General features: G+C 69.7%; 1 protein-coding gene. It reads left to right on the top strand.

Going from position 1 to position 290, the window contains the following annotated elements; all coding sequences use genetic code 11:
• A partial coding sequence (locus EOA13_RS37805) for a VCBS domain-containing protein (RefSeq protein WP_206535401.1) occupies positions 1 to 290 on the top strand: 290 nt, incomplete at both ends.

The following is a 290-nucleotide window of genomic DNA, read 5'->3' as shown; positions in this document are numbered from 1 at the left end:
CCTCGACAACGCCGCCGCCCAATACCTTGCCGCCGGCCAGAGCGTCGTCGAGCACTACACCGTGACCGTCGACGACGGCCATGGCTCGACCGCGACCCAGGTCGTCGCCGTCACCATCACCGGCACCGAGGATGTGGTCTCCATCACCACGGCGGACGCCACCGGCTCCGTCGTCGAGGATGCCCCGACGACGCCGGACCTCACCGATTCCCTCAACGCCGCCGGCACCATCGCCTTCAACGACGTCGATCTCATCGACGGCCACACCGCCTCGTTCGCGGCGACCGCCG

Origin of the sequence: Mesorhizobium sp. M7A.F.Ca.US.011.01.1.1 (assembly GCF_003998295.1) — a bacterium.
GTDB lineage: Bacteria > Pseudomonadota > Alphaproteobacteria > Rhizobiales > Rhizobiaceae > Mesorhizobium.
The sequence above is the reverse complement of the archived record's forward strand: the minus strand, read 5'-3'. Positions and strand labels throughout refer to the sequence as shown.